General features: G+C 62.0%; 13 protein-coding genes and 1 other RNA gene. 5 read left to right on the top strand and 9 right to left on the bottom strand.

The window, feature by feature from the left end; all coding sequences use genetic code 11:
• Positions 1 to 6: 6 nt before the first annotated feature.
• From AC1DX6_RS04540 to AC1DX6_RS04565, 6 genes are all read right to left on the bottom strand, one after another.
• Positions 7 to 1635 (bottom strand): ABC transporter ATP-binding protein, encoded by a 1629-nt coding sequence (locus AC1DX6_RS04540; protein ID WP_477311529.1) that lies wholly within the window; start codon positions 1633 to 1635, stop codon positions 7 to 9.
• Positions 1632 to 2771 (bottom strand): ABC transporter permease, encoded by a 1140-nt coding sequence (locus AC1DX6_RS04545; RefSeq protein ID WP_477311530.1) that lies wholly within the window; start codon positions 2769 to 2771, stop codon positions 1632 to 1634. Before AC1DX6_RS04545 ends, AC1DX6_RS04540 begins: the two co-directional genes overlap by 4 nt.
• Positions 2771 to 3865, bottom strand: coding sequence for a microcin C ABC transporter permease YejB (locus AC1DX6_RS04550; RefSeq protein ID WP_477311531.1), 1095 nt, complete (start codon positions 3863 to 3865; stop codon positions 2771 to 2773). The genes AC1DX6_RS04545 and AC1DX6_RS04550 overlap by 1 nt, the downstream gene beginning before the upstream one ends.
• A gap of 30 nt (positions 3866 to 3895) precedes the next feature.
• Complete coding sequence (locus AC1DX6_RS04555) at positions 3896 to 5758, bottom strand: extracellular solute-binding protein (protein WP_477311532.1); 1863 nt, start codon at positions 5756 to 5758, stop codon at positions 3896 to 3898.
• Complete coding sequence (locus AC1DX6_RS04560) at positions 5758 to 7632, bottom strand: extracellular solute-binding protein (protein ID WP_477311533.1); 1875 nt, start codon at positions 7630 to 7632, stop codon at positions 5758 to 5760. Before AC1DX6_RS04560 ends, AC1DX6_RS04555 begins: the two co-directional genes overlap by 1 nt.
• Before the next feature lie 158 nt (positions 7633 to 7790).
• Positions 7791 to 8438, bottom strand: coding sequence for a c-type cytochrome (locus tag AC1DX6_RS04565; protein WP_477311534.1), 648 nt, complete (start codon positions 8436 to 8438; stop codon positions 7791 to 7793).
• Positions 8439 to 8629: 191 nt separating this feature from the next.
• Between AC1DX6_RS04565 and AC1DX6_RS04570 the strand changes: the two genes are divergently transcribed.
• Both AC1DX6_RS04570 and AC1DX6_RS04575 read left to right on the top strand, forming a co-directional pair.
• Positions 8630 to 9358, top strand: a complete 729-nt coding sequence (locus tag AC1DX6_RS04570; RefSeq protein WP_477311535.1) for a 3-deoxy-manno-octulosonate cytidylyltransferase — start codon at positions 8630 to 8632, stop codon at positions 9356 to 9358.
• Positions 9359 to 9368: 10 nt separating this feature from the next.
• Positions 9369 to 10232, top strand: a complete 864-nt coding sequence (locus AC1DX6_RS04575) for a prephenate dehydratase (RefSeq protein ID WP_477311536.1) — start codon at positions 9369 to 9371, stop codon at positions 10230 to 10232.
• A gap of 98 nt (positions 10233 to 10330) precedes the next feature.
• Here the strand turns inward: AC1DX6_RS04575 and AC1DX6_RS04580 are convergent, their stop codons facing one another.
• Genes AC1DX6_RS04580 through AC1DX6_RS04590 form a run of 3 tightly spaced genes read right to left on the bottom strand, consistent with a single transcriptional unit; the run spans position 10331 to position 12058 of the window.
• The gene (locus tag AC1DX6_RS04580) at positions 10331 to 10636 is read right to left on the bottom strand and encodes a Dabb family protein (protein WP_477311537.1); all 306 of its coding nucleotides are present in this window, start codon (positions 10634 to 10636) and stop codon (positions 10331 to 10333) included.
• Positions 10633 to 11601 carry an NAD(+) diphosphatase gene (gene nudC, locus AC1DX6_RS04585; RefSeq protein WP_477311538.1) on the bottom strand — a complete coding sequence of 323 codons (969 nt, stop codon included), beginning with the start codon at positions 11599 to 11601 and terminating at the stop codon, positions 10633 to 10635. Before nudC ends, AC1DX6_RS04580 begins: the two co-directional genes overlap by 4 nt.
• A gap of 37 nt (positions 11602 to 11638) precedes the next feature.
• Entirely contained in the window at positions 11639 to 12058 is a 420-nt protein-coding gene (locus tag AC1DX6_RS04590) for an HIT domain-containing protein (RefSeq protein ID WP_477311539.1), read from the bottom strand.
• Between the two features lie 154 nt (positions 12059 to 12212).
• Here AC1DX6_RS04590 and ffs point away from each other — a divergent pair.
• The 3 genes from ffs (at position 12213) to AC1DX6_RS04605 (ending at position 14687) form a co-directional block, all read left to right on the top strand.
• An RNA gene (gene ffs / locus AC1DX6_RS04595) (signal recognition particle sRNA small type) lies at positions 12213 to 12309 on the top strand.
• A gap of 205 nt (positions 12310 to 12514) precedes the next feature.
• A complete protein-coding gene (locus AC1DX6_RS04600; protein WP_477311540.1) occupies positions 12515 to 14332 on the top strand; it encodes a DNA polymerase III subunit gamma/tau in 1818 nt (605 codons plus the stop codon).
• 31 nt (positions 14333 to 14363) lie between these two features.
• Positions 14364 to 14687 carry a YbaB/EbfC family nucleoid-associated protein gene (locus AC1DX6_RS04605; RefSeq protein WP_477311541.1) on the top strand — a complete coding sequence of 108 codons (324 nt, stop codon included), beginning with the start codon at positions 14364 to 14366 and terminating at the stop codon, positions 14685 to 14687.
• The last annotated feature ends 148 nt before the right edge of the window (positions 14688 to 14835 follow it).

A 14835-nucleotide genomic window follows, 5' to 3' on the forward strand; every position in this document is an offset into this window, starting at 1 on the left:
CGCAGTCTACTCGCTCACGATGCCAACCGGCGCCGTCTCGATCCTGAAGGCGGCCGAGATCAGCGCCTTGGTATAGTCGGTCTGCGGCCGCTCGAAAATCTGTTCGGACGGGCCGGCTTCGACGATCCTGCCATTGCGCATGACGATGACGTCGTTGGCAAGGGCGCGGATGACTTTCAGGTCGTGGCTGATGAAGAGGTAGGCAAGGTCGTGCTTCGCCTGCAGGCTGCGCAGCAGGTCGACCACCTGCGCCTGCACGCTCATGTCGAGCGCCGAGGTCGGCTCGTCCAGCATGACGAAGCGCGGATTGAGCACCATGGCGCGCGCGATGGCGACGCGCTGGCGCTGGCCGCCGGAGAATTCATGCGGATAACGGTTGCGCGTAGCGGCATCGAGGCCGACCTCGCCAAGCACGTCGACCACCCTTTTGTCGCGCTGGTCGGGCGAAAGTTTCGGCTCGTGGATCTTTAGCCCTTCCTCGATGATCTCGGAGATGGACATGCGCGGGCTGAGCGACCCGAACGGGTCCTGGAAGACGATCTGCAACTCGCGCCGCAGCGGCCGCATGGCGTTGAAGGAGAGCTGGTTGATGTCGCATCCGTTGAACTGGATGGCTCCAGTCGACGAGATCATCCTGGCCAGCGCCAGCCCAAGCGTCGTCTTGCCGGAACCGGATTCGCCGACGACGCCTAGCGTCTGGCCGGCGCGCACGGTGACGTCGATGCCGTCGACCGCTTTCACATTGTCGACGGTGGTGCGGAAGAAGCCTTTCTTGATCGGAAACCAGACCTTGATGTCGTGACCCGTCATCACCGGCTTGGCGGCATCGTTGGCGACCGGCGGTTTGCCCTTCGGTTCGGCGGCCAGCAGATGGCGCGTATAGGCGTGCTGCGGGTTGGCAAAAATATCCTTGGTCGGCCCGGTCTCGACGATCTTGCCCTTGGTCATCACGCAGACCCGGTCGGCGATTTTCCGGACGATGCCGAGATCGTGGGTGATGAACAGCATCGACATGCCCTTGCGGCTCTTCAGCCCCGCCAGCAATTCGAGGATCTGCGCCTGCACGGTGACGTCGAGCGCCGTCGTCGGCTCGTCGGCGATCAAAAGCTCAGGCTCGTTGGCCAGCGCCATGGCGATCATGACGCGCTGGCGCTGGCCGCCGGAAAGCTGGTGCGGATAGGCATCGAGCCGCTTCTGCGGTTCGCGGATGCCGACCTCGTTGAGCAGTTCCAGAGTGCGCGCCTTGGCTTGGCGATCGCCGAGGCCCTGGTGCAATTTCAGGATCTCGACGATCTGCTGCTCGATCGTGTGCAGCGGGTTGAGCGAGGTCATCGGCTCCTGGAAGATCATGGTGATCTTGTTGCCGCGCACGCTGCGCAATTTCTTCTCGTTCATCGCCAGCAGGTCGGCGCCCTGGAACAGGATCCGTCCCGACGGATGGCTGGCCGTCGGATAGGGCAAGAGCTTCAGCACCGACAGTGCCGAGACCGATTTGCCGGAGCCGGATTCGCCGACCAGCGCCACCGTCTCGCCCTTGGCGAGGTCGAAGGAGATGTGGTCGACGGCAATCGATTGGTTGCCGCCCTGGGTGAAGGCAACGCTGAGATCGCGGACGGAGAGCAGGAGCTCGCTCATCTGAACGCCTTGCGTGGATCGAAGGCGTCGCGGGTCGCTTCGCCGACGAAGACCAGCAGCGACAGCATCAGCGAAATGACGACGAAGCCGGAAATGCCCAGCCACGGAGCGTTAAGATTGCGCTGCGCCTGTTTCAAGAGTTCGCCGAGCGAGGCGGAGCCGGGCGGCAGGCCGAAGCCGAGATAGTCGAGCGAGGTCAGCGTCGAGATCGAACCGCTGAGCAGAAAAGGCATGAACGTCAGCGTCGCCACCATGGCGTTGGGCAAAAGGTGCCGGAACATGATGGTGCGGTTGGGTACGCCGAGCGCGCGGGCTGCGTTGACATATTCGAAGTTGCGGGCGCGCAGAAACTCGGCCCGCACCACACCGACCAGCGCCACCCAGGAGAACAAGAGCATTAGCCCGAGCAGGATGAAGAAGCCGGGCGGCAGGATGGCGGCGACGATCAGCAAGAGATAGAGCACCGGGATCGCCGACCAGATCTCGATGAAGCGCTGGAACAGAAGGTCGGTCCAGCCGCCGAAATAACCTTGCAATGCGCCGGCCATCACACCGATCACCGACGAGCCGGCGGTCAGGATCAAGCCGAACAGCACCGACACTCTAAATCCGTAGATGACGCGCGCCAGCACGTCGCGCGCCTGATCGTCGGTGCCGAGCCAGTTCCAGTTGCCGATGACGCAATTGGGGTCGGCGGCGCCTTGCGGATATTGGTTGCAACGGGTCTTGGCATCATAGAGCCAGGACGGCTTGGTCGGTGCCGCCTCGGGAATGGCGTTGTTGACGGTCTGGTAGGAGTAGCGCACCGGCGGCCAGATCATCCAGCCATTGGCGTTGATCTCGTCCTGGATGATCGGGTCGCGATAGTCGGTAACTGCGTAAAAGCCGCCGAACTTCTCTTCCGGGTAGGCGACCAGAACCGGAAACAGGATCTCGCCCTTGTAGGAGGCGATGATTGGTTTGTCGTTGGCGATCAGTTCTGAAAACAGCGACAGCACGAACAGGACGAGAAAAATCCACAACGACCAGTAGCCGCGCCGGTTGGCTCTGAAATTCTGCAGGCGCCGCTGGTTGAGCGGCGACAGCCACGGCCGCGGGATCCGCGCCGGCACCGTATCAGTGGCAGCTTGCGCCATCAGACGTCTCTCCGCTCGAAGTCGATGCGCGGGTCGACCCAGGTGTAGATCAGGTCGGACAGCAGCCCGACAAACAGGCCGAGCAGCGAAAAGATGTAGAGATTGGCGAACACCACCGGATAGTCGCGATCGATCACCGACTTGAAGCCAAGCAGGCCGAGGCCGTCGAGGGAGAAGATGTTTTCGATCAGCAGCGAGCCGGTGAAAAAGGCCGAGATGAAGGCGCCGGGAAAGCCGGCGATGACGATCAGCATGGCGTTGCGGAAGACATGGCCATAGAGCACCTGCCGCTCCGACAGGCCCTTGGCGCGTGCCGTCACCACATACTGTTTGCGGATTTCCTCGAGGAACGAATTCTTGGTCAAGAGCGTGGTGGTGGCGAAGGCCGACAGCACCAGCGCCGTCAGCGGCAAGGTCATGTGCCAGAAATAGTCCAGAATCTTGCCTGACCAGGACAGCTGGTCCCAATTGTCGGAGGTGATTCCGCGCAGCGGAAACCAGTCCCAGAACGATCCGCCGGCAAACAGCACCATCAGCATGATGCCAAACAGGAAGCCTGGAATGGCGTAGCCGACAATGACGACGCCGCTGGTCCATATGTCGAAGGGCGTGCCGTCCTTGACCGCCTTGCGGATGCCGAGCGGGATCGAGATCAGGTAGGACAAAAGCGTGATCCACAGCCCGATCGAAATCGATACCGGCATCTTTTCCAGGATCAGGTCGAGCACCGAAATGTCGCGGAAATAACTGTCGCCGAAATCGAAACGGGCGTAGTTCCACAGCATCAAGCCAAATCGCTCGAGCGGCGGTTTGTCGAAGCCGAACTGCTTTTCCAGCTTCTTGATGAATTCCGGATCGAGTCCTTGTGCGCCGCGGTATTTCGAACTGACGTCGCCGGCCGGATCGAAATTGGCGCCGCCCGAATCGCCGCCGCCGCTGCCGAGACGATCGCTGCCACCCTGGTTGGTCAGCTTGGCGATGACCTGCTCGACCGGGCCACCCGGTGCGAACTGGACGACCGCGAAGGACACCGCCATGATGCCGAACAGCGTCGGGATCATCAGCAGGATGCGGCGCAGTATATAAGCGCCCATCAGGTTCTCTGCCCTGCGAGAGCGAAAATCTCAGCCTTTGCCAATTTTTGCCGCCTTGCCCTTGTCGACCCACCACAGCGCTTCGACCGGAAAGCCGAAATCGGGTTTCTGCTCGGGAAAACCGAACATGTCCCAATAGGCGCTTCGGTGATTCGCCAGGAACCAACTAGGAATCCAATCGCGCCGCGCACGCAAGGCCCGGTCGAGCGCCCGGACCGCAACCGTCAAGCTTTCACGATCCTTGGCGGCGCCGACGGCGTCGATGAGCACGTCGATGGCGGGGCTCGAAATGCCCGGCAGGTTGCGAGAGCCGGAAATGGCCGCAGTGCTCGAATGGAAGAAGATTTCGAGATCGTCACGGGTTGGCGTCGCCGAAAGCGAGAAGGCGGCCGAGATCAGGTCGAAATCGAAGGTCGACTGCCGCAATTGATATTGCGCCGCATCGACCAGCCGGATGGTGGCGTCGATGCCGACGGCTTTCATATTCTCCACCCAAGGCGAGTAGATGCGCGCGAGGGTCTCGTCGTCGACCAGGAATTCGGCCGAAAGCCTTTCGCCCTTGTCGTTGGCGACGAAATCGCCGGACCGCTTCCAGCCGGAATCGGCCAGAAGTTTCGCTGCATTGCCCAGCAGTTTCCGGTCGCGGCCGGAGCCGTCGGAAACCGTCTGCACGACGGCTTCGCCGAAGACTTCGGCGGGAAGCTGGTCGCGCAGCGGTTCCAGCAAAGTGAGTTCTTCCGGCGACGGCAGTCCTTCGGCGCGATAGTTCGATTTCTCGAAGCAGGATTGCGAGCGCTCGTAAGAGCCGTAGAAGAAATTGCGCCGCGTCCACTCGAAATCGAAGCACAGCGCGATGGCTTGCCGCACCCGCGCGTCGCGAAAATGCTCGCGCCTTTGGTTGACCGCGGTGGCCTGCATCGACGGCAATGTCTCGGCGGGGAATTCGTGCTTGACCACCTTGCCGGCGGTGAAGGCCGGAAAATCGTAACCCGTCGCCCAGACGCGCGAGGTGAATTCCTCCCGGTAGGTGATCTCGCCTTTCTTGAAGGCTTCGAAGCCGGCCGTGCGGTCCTGATAGAACTCGATGCGGATGCGCTCGAAATTGTTCTGGCCGCGATTGACCGGCAGATCCTTGCCCCAATAATCGGCCACGCGCTCATATTCGATCCAGGCTCCTGCCGACCAGCGCCCGACCTTGTAGGCACCGCAGCCGAGTGGCGGGTTCAGTTGCGAGGAATCGAACGGATTGGCGGTGTAAAATGCCTTCGACAGAATTGGGAACTCGACGACATTCAGGATGGTGCGAGCCGACTGCTTGCCGGAAAAGGTCAGCCGCAGCGTGTGGGTATCGACGGCAACGGCATCCTCGAGATGCGTCAGCGACAGCGACAGGTCGGGATGGCCCTTGTCCTTGAACAGCTTGAAGCTGAAGGCGGCGTCTTCGGCGGTCAGCGGCGTGCCATCGTGGAAGCGTGCTTCGGGCCTGAGCGAAAACGCGAAGCTGTTGCGGTCATCGGCGATCGTCACGCCATCGGCGATCAGGCCGTAGACGGCATCCGGCTCGTCCAGCGCCCTCGCCATCAGGGAATCGAAGCACATCCCCATGCGTGGTGGAGCGTCGCCCTTGACCGAGAAAGAGTTCAGCGTGTTGAAGGTCAAAGGGCTCTGGTTGTAACCCCAGTTGGGCGGCGAGAAATTGAAGGTGCCACCCAGCGGCGCGTCGACATTGACATAGTCGAAATGCGTGAAGTCCGGTTTGTATTTCAGGTCACCGAAGGCTGACAGGCCGTGCAGTTTCACGCCGGTCGGGATGGTGGCAAAGGCCCGGTCGGGCAGAAGCGCGACGGCGGCTGCCGCGCCGCCCAGGGCCAGGAAGTCGCGGCGAGAGGCCATCAATTTCCGCCCTTGTATTTGGCCGCCAGCGCCTTTTCCTTCTCAGGAATGATCCACCAGGAATCCGTGTCGGCGCCAACATAGGCGGGCTGCTTGTCGGGGATACCGAACTTGTTCCAGTAGGCCAGCCAAACCACCGGCCGGTGCCATTGCGGCACGACATAATAGCTCCACAACAGCACCCGATCGAGCGCATGGGTGGCGGCGACAAGGTCGTCGCGGTCGGTGGCGAAGATGATGCGGTCGACCAGCGCATCGACGATGGGGTCTTTGATGCCCACCAGGTTGCGTGAGCCTGGTGTGTCGGCAGCCTTCGAACCCCAGAACTCGCGCTGCTCGTTGCCGGGCGAATCCGATTGGGCGAACAGGCCCGTCACGACGTCGAAATCGAAATTGGTGACGCGGTTGATGTACTGGGACTGGTCGACGATGCGCAGTGTCGCTTCGACGCCGATCTTGCGCAGATTGGCGATGTAGGGGCTGGCGATCACCTGGTCGGTGTCGTTCCAGCCGAGGATTTCGAACTTGAACGGGTCGCCGGTCTTGGCGTTGACCATCTTGCCACCCTTGATCACCCAGCCGGCCTTGGCGAAGAGATCTATCGCCTGTTTGAGGTACTTCCGTTCCGCTTGCGGCGTATCGTAGACGGGCAGCTTGAAGTCCTGTGTGAAGAGTTCGGGTGGCAGCTTGTCGCGATACGGCTCTAGGATTTCCAGTTCCTTGCCTTGTGGCAGCCCGCTCGAAGCCAGCTCGGTGCCCTGGAAATAGCTTGATGTGCGGGTGTTGAATCCGAAGAACAGGGTGCGGTTCATCGTCTCGAAATCGAACGGCTGGGTCAGGGCCTGGCGCACCAGGCGGTCCTGGAACAGCGCCCGCCGCTGGTTGAGGACGAAGCCCTGCATCGGTTCTGGCGACTGGTTCTGGAAGTCCTTCTTGATGACGTCGCCGGCCTGGATTGCCGGGAAATTATAGGCCGTCGCCCATTTGCGCGAACTATACTCGCGGTTGATGTCTTCGAACCCGCCCTTGGTGAATGCCTGCCAGGCGGCATTGTCGTCGAGGATATAGGTAAACCGTTCGCGGTCGAAATTGTTGCGCCCCACATTGATGCCAAGGTCCGCCGCCCAGTAATCGGGGACCCGCCGCCAGACGACTTCCGAGCCGGGTTTGAAGCTCTCGATCTTGTAAGGTCCTGAGCCGAGGGGGATTTCGAGGCTTGGCTGGGTGATATCACGCTTCTTGCCGCTGGCATCGGTGCCTTCCCACCAGTGCTTCGGCAACACCACCACATCCGCCATAATCAGTGGCAGCTCACGATTGCCTTTTTGGTCAAAGCGGAACTCGACTTCTCGATCTGAAACGGCGACCGCTTCCGTGACATTGGCAAAATAGCGGTTGAACTGCGGGCTTTCCTTTTTCAGAAAATTGAATGACCAGATCACGTCGTCAACGGTGATCGGCTGGCCATCGTGCCATCTGGCGCGCGGGTCGAGCCGATACGTCGCGGATGAAAAATCGTCCGGGTACTTGTAGGCCTCGGCGATCTCAGGGTGATTGGTGCTGCCCTCGTCAATGGATTTCGCCATCAGCGACTGGTAGAGCAGGCCGCCCTGATAGTTCAACCCTGCGGCAGGGGTGCCGCGGGCAATGAACGGGTTGAAGCTGTCGAACGTGCCGAGCACCACCGAATTCAACGTGCCACCCTTGGGCGCGTCCGGATTGACGTAGTCGTAGTGCTGGAAATTGTCGCCGTATTTCGACTTGCCGATCAGCGAAGAGGAGGTTCGCCATTCGTCAGACAAGGCCGCCTGCAGGCCGCCGGCAAGAGCGGCCACGATCAGCGCTGATCTGAGAAGCGTTCGGCCAACCGTCATGCGTCTTCCTCTTTGCGATCCATACCAGCGGACAATCTAGATGATTTGACGTCCGTGAAAACCGCGACAGACCGGCTTTGTCGCCGCATATGCATCATTCCTAACAAAAAAGCCGGGCTGAACCCGGCTTTTTCAAGGAAGTGTCTATTACAATTTCGTTAGTTGGCCGGCGCTGCCGGTGCCGCAGCCTCGGCCGGCTTGGCTGGCGCTGCACCTTCGGCCGGCTTGGCCGGCGCCGTTGCGTCGGCGGCTGCACCCGGCGCCGGCAGCGGCTTCGGGCTGTCCGAAAGCGTGCGCAGATAGGCGATGACGTTGGCGCGGTCCTCGTCCTTGGGCAGGCCGGCGAAGCCCATTGCCGTGCCCTTTACGAACTTCTTCGGCGAGGTGATGAAGTGGTTGATGTTGTCATAGGTCCACTTCTCGGTGCCGCCCTTGGAAAAATCCTTCATGCCGGCTGAATAGGCAAAGCCCTCATGCGCGGCCACCGGACGGTCGACGAGGTCCCACAGATCGGGTCCGACCTTGTTGGGGCCGCCCTTTTCGCCGGAATGGCAGGCCTGGCATTTCTTGAAGACGGCAGCGCCTTGCTCGACATTGGCAGTGGCCAAAAGGTCGGCGATCGGCTTGGCTGCTTCGGCGGGCGCCGCCGGGCCGCCTTCGGCGGGCTCGGCCGCCTCGATGGCGAATCCGGGTTTTTCCGGCGCCGGCGAGGCGAACAGTGCGTCAGACACCAAACCGACCGAGAAGACCACGAAACAGGTTCCGAGCAATCCGGCGAGCAGTTTGTTGACTTCGTTGGAATCCATACGCCCCAGGCTCCCTTTTCCGGCGGACCTCTCCGTCCACGCGTCCGTCGGTATCGCGACCCACCCCGCGGAGCCGGTCAAATCGGGCGGAAACTAGGTCTTTTGCTCAGGCGTTGCAACACCTATAAGGGCGCTTCCAGTGAGACCTTTTGCCACTTTCCCCATCCTCTTTTCGAACGCCTGCTGACTTCATGTCCACGCTCATCCTCATCCCGGCCCGCATGGCCTCGACCCGCCTGCCGGGCAAGCCGCTGGCCGACATCGCCGGCGCGCCGATGATCGTCCATGTCGCCCGCCGCGCCGCCGAGGCAGGACTCGGCCGGGTGGTGGTGGCAACCGACACGCAAGGCGTGGCCGAAGCGGTGCGCGCGCATGGCTTCGAGGCGGTGATGACGCGGATGGACCACGAGTCGGGCTCGGACCGTATCTTCGAGGCGCTGACCACGCTCGACCCCAACCGCAAGGTCGAAACCATCGTCAATGTCCAGGGCGACCTGCCGACCATCGACCCTGAGATCATCGGCGCGTCGCTGAAGCCGTTCGTGGATGCGGCGGTGGACATCGCCACGCTCGGCGTCGAGATCGTCCGCGACGAGGAAAAGACCAACCCGAACGTCGTCAAGATCGTCGGCTCGCCACTGTCTCCGACACGGCTCAAGGCGCTCTATTTCACCCGCGCCACCGCCCCCTGGGGCGACGGGCCGCTCTATCACCACATCGGCCTCTACGCCTATCGCCGCGCCGCGCTCGAGCGCTTCGTGGCGCTGAAACCGTCGCCGCTGGAGCGGCGCGAGCGGCTGGAGCAGTTGCGGGCGCTGGAGGCCGGCATGCGCATCGATGCCGAGATCGTGCAGTCGCTGCCGCTCGGCGTCGACACGCCGCACGATCTCGAACGCGCCAGATCGATCCTTTCAACCTGAGAATTGCGTCATGCCTGAAAAAACCAACAGAATATCCTTCCAGGGCGAGCCGGGCGCCAATTCCGACACCGCCAGCCGCAACATGTTCCCTGACATGGTGCCGTTGCCGTGTCCGACCTTCGAGGATGCCTTCAACGCGGTCGAGACCAACAAGGCCGACCTCGCCATGATCCCGATCGAGAACACCATCGCGGGCCGTGTCGCCGACATCCACCATCTGTTGCCGGAATCGAAGCTGCACATCGTCGGCGAATATTTCCTGCCGATCCATTTCCAGCTGATGGTGCTGCCGGGCGTCAAGCGCGCAGAGATCAAGACCGTGCACAGCCACATCCATGCGCTTGGCCAATGCCGCAAATACATCCGCAAGAACGGCTGGAAAGCGATCGTCGCTGGCGACACGGCGGGTGCCGCCAAGCTGGTTGCCGAGGTCAAGGACCGCACCATGGCGGCGCTGGCGCCGGCGCTGGCCGCAACGCTGTATGGGCTCGACATCATCGAGGAGAATGTCGAGGACACCGATAGCAACGTCACCCGCTTCGTCGTGCTGACCAAGAACAAGCAGTGGGCCGAACGCCCGTCGCCGGACACCAAGATGATGACGACCTTCATCTTCCGCGTCCGCAATGTGCCGGCCGCGCTCTACAAGGCGATGGGCGGTTTTGCCACCAACGGCATCAACATGACCAAGCTGGAGAGCTATCAGCTCGGTGCCTTCACGGCGACGCTGTTCTATGCCGATATCGAGGGTCATCCCGACGATCCGCTGGTCAAACTCGCGCTTGAGGAACTGCGCTTCTTCTCCCGCGAAATGCGGATCCTGGGTGTCTATCCCGCCGCCAATTCGCGCGAGGAGTGGAAAGTCGCGGACTAGAGCCCTCTTCCATCCCGATGGAATCGGGATGGGGCTCTACCTCTGTCTTTGAGCATGATCTTTTCCGAAAACCGGCGACCACTTTTCGGGATCATGCTCTAAACAAGCAGGCCCAGCGGCACGTAGTCGATTTCGAGAAACGCCTCGACCTCCGGCACCCAGCGGTCGCGCACGAAGGCGACGTGGTCGGGGTGGTCGTTGTACCTGGTATAGGCGGCCTGATCGACGAACTCCATCGAGAAGCCGAAGTGGTAGTCGTTCTTCGGGCTGACCTGCCGCAGCGGCTCGAAATGCGTGACACCCTTGATCGCGCTGAGGATTCTCTTGGCGTCGGTGAGGAATCTTTTTTCCTCCAGCGAGTGGGGCGGATGCTTCAGCGTGAAGATGACGGTGTGACGGATCATGTTCGTACTCCTGCGATATCTCTCGTTTCGCTATCGACCCAGGCACGGATCAGGTGATGCGCGATCGCGCCTTTCGGCGGCGTGACCAGATTGTCCTTGTGCGTCCTGTCCAGCATCAGGCGCACCTCGTCACGGAAAAACCAGCGGCAGTCTTCGAGTTCGTTGAGATCGGACTGGATGTCGTCGTCGAGCGGTTCGCCGAAGCAGCCTATCATCAGCGAATAGGGAAACGGCCAGGGCTGGCTGGCGTGATAGACGACGCGGCCAAGCCGGATACCGGCTTCCTCCAGCGTTTCGCGACGCACCGCCGCCTCGATCGTCTCGCCCGGCTCGATGAAGCCGGCAAGGGCGGAATACATGCCCGGTCCAAAATGCCGGCCGCGGCCAAGCAGGCACTTTTCCGGGGTCACCGTCAGCATGATCGCCACGGGGTCGGTGCGCGGAAAATGCTCGGTGCCACAATCGGGGCAATGGCGCTTGTAGCCGCCGGCCCGCATTTCCGACTGGGTGCCGCATTTGCTGCAGAAGCGGTGGCTGGCATGCCAGGCGAGCAAGGCCGCCCCTTGCGCCAGCGCGCCGGCAGCCGTCTCGTCGATCAGCCCTTGCATGTAGACCGAGCGATAGTCGATGGCCTTGATGGTTTCAGGAAGCTGCTCAGGCTCGATCGCGACCGGCACCGCCAACACCGGGCCGCTCTCGGAAAAGCCGAGCAGTACGCCCTGTTCGGGCGAGGCTGTAAGCGGCTGGCTCTCGGCCAGATGGAACCACGGGTCGAAGCTGCCATCCCTCAGCTTCAAGTGAAGCCGGCCGCCATGCATCAGCAAAAGCCTTGCCGAGGGCTCGGCCAGCGCCTTCTCGACGGAATCGTCGGCACGGTTTTCGGATTGCCGGTCGATGGTGTTGCCGGCAAAGCCGACGAACTGGCTCGGCTCGCGCAAGGGCGCGTCAAACAGGCGGAAGGTCATGCAGGGGACTCGAAGGCTGGGATTGGCACGGACAGGCTTATAACGCCGCCTTGATCTGTTGCGCAAACTTGCGGATGTCGGAGCGTTGATAGGGTTCACGCATGCCGTGCCCCCACACCGGCCCCGGCCAGCCGGGATCGCCTTCCGAGCGGGCGATGACATGAACATGCAGCTGGCGCACGATATTGCCGAGCGCGCCGGTGTTGATCTTGGTGCAGCCGGTCACCTTTTTCAGCGCCTGCGCCACCATATTGGTCTCGAAGGTCAGCATCGCCTGGTCGAGCGGCGTCAGTTCGTGGATTTCCTCCGAGCCCGGCCGCTGTGGCACCAGAAGCAGCCATGGCCAGCGGCGGTCGTTCATCACGCGCAATTCGCACAGCCCGAGCCACATCAGCTGATCGCTGTCCGCCTCCAGCCTGGAGTCGAGCGTGAATCCGGCCTTGAGGCCCGGCAGCATTGGCGTTTCCCTCACTTTTGCGGCTTTTTTCAAACTTGTGAACGCTAGAGCGGCTGCAAGGGGGCTGCAAGCGAATCCTTGTCCCGCGCCGGCCTGCGTTGCGGATTCTCATGCGCACTTGCATTTCATCGCGCAATTGCCGATATGGAAAGCGGGAGGTTGGTGGTGGACGATCCACTCGCCAACCGGGTCAGGTCCGGAAGGAAGCAGCCCTAACGAGCCCGGAACGGGTCATTGTTCCAGCCTCCCACCTCATCGGCCCCTCTCGCGACATTGACGACGCATTGCAGCGCGGGCGAGACTATTGGAGCAATTCCAGGGAAAGTGTGAGCGGTTTCCCGTCCGGAATTGCGTTAAAGCAAAGAGATAGAGCGGTTCGCCGTTTCCAGAAACGGTGAAACGCTCTAACAGGAATCGGCCACCCTCGGACGCGGCCTTTTGGAGCTTTACGGGCGAATGAGCGAAGCCGGAAATTCGGGCCCAGAAAACCTGGATAAGCAAAAGGCCGGCGCCTATCGCGTTCTGGCGCGCAAATACCGTCCCTCGAATTTCTCCGAACTGATCGGCCAGGAGCCGATGGTCCGCACGCTGACCAATGCCTTTGCCACCGGCCGCATCGCCCAGGCCTGGATGCTGACCGGCGTGCGCGGGGTCGGCAAGACGACAACGGCGCGCATTCTGGCGCGGGCGCTCAACTACAAGACATCAACTGTCGATCAGCCTTCGATCGACCTTGCCGTGCTGGGTGAGCATTGCCAGGCGATTATGGAAGGCCGCCATGTCGACGTCATCGAGATGGACGCGGCGTCGCACACCGGCATCGACGACATCAGGGACATTATCGAGCGCGTGCGCTACGCCCCGGTGTCGGCGCGCTACAAGGTCTACATCATCGACGAAGTGCACATGCTCTCCACCCAGGCCTTCAACGGCCTGCTGAAGACGTTGGAAGAGCCGCCGCCGCACGTCAAATTCATTTTTGCCACCACCGAAATCCGCAAAGTGCCGATCACCGTTTTGTCGCGCTGCCAGCGCTTCGATCTCCGGCGCATCGATGCCGGCGCGCTGGTCGCGCATCTCGCCTCGATTTCGGCCAAGGAAGGCATTGCCGTCGACGACGATGCGCTGGCGATGATTGCGCGGGCCGCCGAAGGCTCGGCGCGCGATTCGCTGTCCATCCTTGACCAGGCGATCGCCCATGGCGGCGGCGCGGTCACCGCCGAAGCGTTGCGTGCCATGCTGGGCCTGGCCGACCGCGCCCGCATCGTCGACCTGTTCGAACATGTGATGAAGGGCGACGTGGCCGCCGCCTTGGCCGAATTCCGCAATCAATACGACACCGGCGCCGATCCGGCCGCGGTGCTGACAGACCTTGCCGAATTCAACCATCTCGTCACGCGGCTGCGTTTCGTGCCGACGGCGCTCGATGACGCCTCGCTGTCCGAGGACGAGCGTGCGCGTGGCGCCGATTTTGCCAAGGCGCTCTCGGTCCGGGTGCTGTCCAGGACGTGGCAGATGCTGTTGAAAGGCATTCCCGAGGTGCAGTCGTCCAACCGGCCGGTCAGCGCTGGCGAGATGGTGCTGATCCGGTTGGCGCATGCCGCCGACCTGCCGACGCTGGACGAGGCCTTGAGATCGCTGGAGGGCACGGCGCCGGCTCAAAATAGCGCGCCGCGCTCGAACGGCACACCGGCAAGCCCGGGCAATGGCGGCGGCGCCAGCGCTGTAGCGCAGACGCGGATGCCGACGCCCAGTGGTGGTGCGCAGACGATGCGGCTGGTCGAGACCGCGCCGATGCCTGCCGCCTTTGTCGCACCGCCCGAGCCTGTCGCGGACGTGCCGCCGGTGTCGCTGAAATCGCTGGCCGACATCGCCGCCCTTGCCGACGCCCAGCGCGACATCGCCTTCAAGGTGCTGGTCAAGCGCTGCATGCGCCTGGTGCGCATCGAGCCCGGCCGCATCGACCTCAGCCTGACCGACGATGCGCCGAAAATGCTGCTCAACGATCTGACCACCAAGCTGCGCGCTTGGACCGGGCGCAGCTGGCTGGTGTCGCTGTCGAAGGAAGCCGGCGGCCAGACGCTGGCCGAGATGGAATCGACCAAGCGCGAGAACGCTTTCCTCGATGCCAAGAGCGACCCGACCGTCGCTGCCATCCTGGCCCGCTTTCCCGGCGCCAAGATCATCGACGTGCGCATTCCCGACGCGCCGGAAGTCGACACGGACAAGACCGAAGTGCCGGTCGAGCCGCCCACCGACGACGACGAAACCTGATAGCAGGCGCTAATCCGCAAAGGACCTGACCATGAAAGATCTTCTCGGCCTGATGGGCAAGGCGAAGGAAATGCAGGCCAAGTTCCAGGCCATGCAGGACGAGATCGCCACGCTGGAGGCCACCGGTGTGGCCGGTGGTGGCCTGGTCGTCGTGACACTGACCGGCAAGTTCGAGATGAAGTCGCTGAAGATCGATCCGTCGCTGTTTAGGGAAGACGAGGTCGAGATTCTCGAAGACCTGCTTCTGGCCGCCCACAATGACGCCAAAAATAAGGTCGAGCAGATCATGCAGGAGAAGACCAAGGCGCTGACGGCAGGCTTGCCGATACCGCCGGGGATGAAACTGCCGTTCTAAGCCGGTGGCAACCAGTTAATTGATTATGAACGGAAATTTGCCGTTGGCCCCAGTGTTAACGGTTTTCCCGGCAGTGTTCACGGCGTTGTTTCCAAGCATTCATAAAGTTTTACCCAAGCTGCACGAATGCTAATCCTTTAGCCATCTT

Source organism: Mesorhizobium sp. P2_C4, assembly GCF_056404575.1.

Excerpts from the sequence above, each read along its gene's own strand:
- AC1DX6_RS04545 (WP_477311530.1), bottom strand. The coding sequence starts at position 2,771 with ATGGCGCAAGCTGCCACTGATACGGTGCCGGCGCGGATCCCGCGGCCG.
- nudC (WP_477311538.1), bottom strand. The coding sequence starts at position 11,601 with ATGACCTTCCGCCTGTTTGACGCGCCCTTGCGCGAGCCGAGCCAGTTC.
- AC1DX6_RS04540 (WP_477311529.1), bottom strand. The coding sequence starts at position 1,635 with ATGAGCGAGCTCCTGCTCTCCGTCCGCGATCTCAGCGTTGCCTTCACC.
- AC1DX6_RS04605 (WP_477311541.1), top strand. The coding sequence starts at position 14,364 with ATGAAAGATCTTCTCGGCCTGATGGGCAAGGCGAAGGAAATGCAGGCC.
- AC1DX6_RS04570 (WP_477311535.1), top strand. The coding sequence starts at position 8,630 with ATGTCCACGCTCATCCTCATCCCGGCCCGCATGGCCTCGACCCGCCTG.
- AC1DX6_RS04580 (WP_477311537.1), bottom strand. The coding sequence starts at position 10,636 with ATGATCCGTCACACCGTCATCTTCACGCTGAAGCATCCGCCCCACTCG.
- AC1DX6_RS04600 (WP_477311540.1), top strand. The coding sequence starts at position 12,515 with ATGAGCGAAGCCGGAAATTCGGGCCCAGAAAACCTGGATAAGCAAAAG.
- AC1DX6_RS04565 (WP_477311534.1), bottom strand. The coding sequence starts at position 8,438 with ATGGATTCCAACGAAGTCAACAAACTGCTCGCCGGATTGCTCGGAACC.
- AC1DX6_RS04575 (WP_477311536.1), top strand. The coding sequence starts at position 9,369 with ATGCCTGAAAAAACCAACAGAATATCCTTCCAGGGCGAGCCGGGCGCC.
- AC1DX6_RS04555 (WP_477311532.1), bottom strand. The coding sequence starts at position 5,758 with ATGGCCTCTCGCCGCGACTTCCTGGCCCTGGGCGGCGCGGCAGCCGCC.
- AC1DX6_RS04560 (WP_477311533.1), bottom strand. The coding sequence starts at position 7,632 with ATGACGGTTGGCCGAACGCTTCTCAGATCAGCGCTGATCGTGGCCGCT.
- AC1DX6_RS04550 (WP_477311531.1), bottom strand. The coding sequence starts at position 3,865 with ATGGGCGCTTATATACTGCGCCGCATCCTGCTGATGATCCCGACGCTG.
- AC1DX6_RS04590 (WP_477311539.1), bottom strand. The coding sequence starts at position 12,058 with ATGCTGCCGGGCCTCAAGGCCGGATTCACGCTCGACTCCAGGCTGGAG.